General features: G+C 28.2%; 3 protein-coding genes and 1 pseudogene. 1 reads left to right on the forward strand and 3 read right to left on the reverse strand.

Features of this window, described 5'->3' with window-relative positions:
* On the forward strand, positions 1–251 hold a 251-nt coding region (locus EIC27_RS06515; protein ID WP_126044873.1), incomplete at its 5' end, for a DDE-type integrase/transposase/recombinase.
* A gap of 286 nt (positions 252–537) precedes the next feature.
* Here EIC27_RS06515 and EIC27_RS06520 read toward each other — a convergent pair.
* The 3 genes and pseudogenes from EIC27_RS06520 to EIC27_RS06535 form a co-directional block, all read right to left on the reverse strand.
* Positions 538–1,848, reverse strand: coding sequence for a porin (locus EIC27_RS06520; protein ID WP_126045249.1), 1,311 nt, complete (start codon positions 1,846–1,848; stop codon positions 538–540).
* 40 nt (positions 1,849–1,888) lie between these two features.
* Positions 1,889–2,506 (reverse strand): annotated as a pseudogene (locus EIC27_RS07760) (DsbA family protein).
* Positions 2,507–2,519: 13 nt separating this feature from the next.
* Positions 2,520–3,140, reverse strand: a 621-nt coding sequence (locus EIC27_RS06535) for a protein-L-isoaspartate O-methyltransferase family protein (RefSeq protein WP_126045252.1), incomplete at its 5' end; no start/stop codon positions are given.

Consider the following 3,140-nt stretch of genomic DNA (forward strand, 5'->3'; position numbering starts at 1 on the left):
CAATCAATAAGCCATTATCTAAAGAAAACCAAATAGAAATTAGGCAGAACAAATATCTCAACAATAGGATAGAAGGCGATCACAGATTTATAAAGAAACGAACTAGGCCGATGCTTGGCTTCAAATCCTTTAGAAGTGCCGCCAGAACTATTGCGGGAATAGAACTCTTGCACATGATTAAAAAAGGACAACTTGCTGACAATGACAATTATAATTCTGACTTTGATAAATTTCTTTCACTAGCTGCTTAATGGAAAAATCTATAAATAATTTAAAAATTTTACACCATATTACAGATGCGACAGAGCCCCACAACTTATATGTTTTAAAATCATTAGCTAAATAATATTTTTTATTTGATATTTAAAGGTGTTATTATTTATATTGTTATTCTAACTATAGAAAAATTTTTGTGAAGTTATACTATTTATACGTAAAAACCAACAAATAAACTAAAGAGATTTAAACCTTATGCTCAATAAGCTTTTAAGGTTTAAATATTCTTAAATTGAAATTATTAACAAAGCTTTCTTTCAATTAAAACTTAATCTTAGTACCAGCTAAAACAACCGTACCTTTATTAAATTCAGCACCTTTAAAGTTGCCATTCTTTTTAAAGTTAAATCTAGTAACTTCAATATATGGCATAAATCCTGGCATTACTGTGTAATCAGCACCAATAGATATTGCTTCAAATTTATTGTAATCTTTCTGATCAAATTTAACCAATAGATCATCTGTAGAACCTTCAGGAGTATATTTAGCTAAAGCTCCAGCTCTTTTACTTTGCATATACTCAATACTTATTCCATATTTATCTGTTGCATATGCAGACCCCAAAGACCAATATTGACCACCTTGCTTGCTATTAGTATCTCCAACTAAAGTTCCAGATTTACCAATATCACCATAGGCACCATTAAAAGCAAAACCTTGATAGCCAATACCAGCACCAACCTGCCATGCTTTTAGATTATTTCTGTCTTTATTTTCTTGCTTGTTAGTATTATTATTAGCATTATCTATACTGTTAAAATATGAAATTTTCTTTGCTTTACCAAATTCTCCAAGAATCGCTGTTGTAAATTTTATACCATTACTAAATGATTTTTCATATCCTACAGCTGGCTGCCAAATATCTTTATAACCACCCCCAGAATTATTTAACACTTTACGTGTCTGGTTAACAGTTCCCTTGGCTTTAGAATCTGTGACATAACTTAATCCAAATGTAAAATCATTTACCTTTGGTGAAAAATAGTTAATTTTCCCAGCTTTAGTTGTTTCATCAAAACCAACTGGCAACTGTGGTGCAGTAATGTAATTACCATCAATAGCATATTTACTACCACTACTACTTGTTAAAACACCACCATTTTTAAGCCAATCAGACCATTCTCCATCTAAACCTCCTGTTGCACGTGCAAGAGAGTAAGAATTTACTTCCATACTGCTACCTACTGGCGATGTACTACCAACTTCAAATTTACCGAAATTACCTTCAAGATATATTTTCAGCTCATTTGCAATATTTTCACTACCAGAAGAAGTCTTTGAAGTATTAGTATTTAATTTTATATAACCACCATAACCTAAACCTTTTTCAGTTTTTTGATCATAATTAAATTTTAATGACCCGCTGGTTGCTAAAGAATTTTGTTTGTATTTATTAGTTGTACTACTTAAATCGTTTCTAAAATCTTTAGATTGGTTTACAATTCCATACTTAGGATCTATTTCTCCTGATATTTTAATAGATGAATCTTTAATTGTATTATCATCAGCTAGTAATATTGTTGGAATTACGCTTAACAATGTAGCTAAGTAAATAATTTTTTTATTTCCCATAAATTTTACTCTTATGTTTGTTCAATAATTTAAGTACTATCTATTTATTTAAGTATTTGTCAATAATTTTTACATAATCGTCATAATTATTTGCAATAATAAACTCCTGGTTAATATAAATAGTTGGAGTTTGATTTAAGTTTAAAGTTTTCATATCTTTAAAAGCTTTCATCTGCAATTGATCAGAAAAGCTTTTATCTTCAAAACACTTACTTATTTTTTCAGCACTAAAACCCGAAAGTCTTCCTATATTTTTAAGCATTTGTTTAAAATCTTTTCTAAATGCCCATTTAATTTGCGATTTAAATAAAACATCTATTAATTCAAAATAACTGTTATCAAAACAATTAGCTAATATTGCACCATATAAAGCAGGTTAATTATTTGGATAATCTCTAAAGATATATAAAAGCTTTCCTGAATCAATATAGTCTTTTTTAATTTTTGGCAGTATATTTTCATGAAAAGTTGCGCATCCAGGGCAAGATAACGAGGAATATGTAACAATAGTTACCTTAGCTTTTGTATTGCCAATATAATGATCATCTTCTTTTAACTTTAGAATCTGCAATTTATTAGCTTCAACATTATCTGCATAACTTATAGTTGAAATTAAAAAAAATAGAATGAATAGCAATATATAACGTTTATTTTTCATACCATATATCTATTTATAACTTAGTTTTAACTAATATACGTTCATCAGCATCAACATTAGACAGTTCATCTCTAAATAATTTTTCGTTATGCTTAATGTATTTAACAATCTTTGCAATATGATCATATTTTTCTATAAGAACTATCTTGCCACCTTCAACAATTATATTCTTAAAGAATTTTGGAATTTGATTCATAATACCGTTAACTATTATTATATCAAATTTTGCATCTTCCATATTATCTTTAAAACTTTCTAATAATCTAAATGAAATAACATCTCCTGCTTGAGCTAATAACTCTTGGCTTATACCAATTTTTAACAACCTTTTATCAATATCTACTGCAATTACTTTTTTAGCAATATTTGAAATAATTACTGATGAATACCCAGTATTGCAATTAAAGTCAAAAACCACAGAATTGGACTTAATTTCAGCAAATTGAAGCATTTTAGCTAAAACAAGTGGAGACATAATAAATCTATTATCATCCACAAATATCTCTGTATTAAATATTGGTAAAATTGAATCAGAGTACGCCACTTCTTTCCACTGACTAATAATAAACTTATGGCGACAGACCTTTAAAAATGAATCAATAATTTTCTTATCAATTATACCGCTTGGTACTAA

It is taken from the genome of Candidatus Aquarickettsia rohweri (assembly GCF_003953955.1).
Classification (GTDB): domain Bacteria; phylum Pseudomonadota; class Alphaproteobacteria; order Rickettsiales; family Midichloriaceae; genus Aquirickettsia; species Aquirickettsia rohweri.

Bases quoted from the DNA above. Each gene is read 5' to 3' on its own strand.
- EIC27_RS06520 (WP_126045249.1), bottom strand. From the start codon at position 1,848: ATGGGAAATAAAAAAATTATTTACTTAGCTACATTGTTAAGCGTAATT.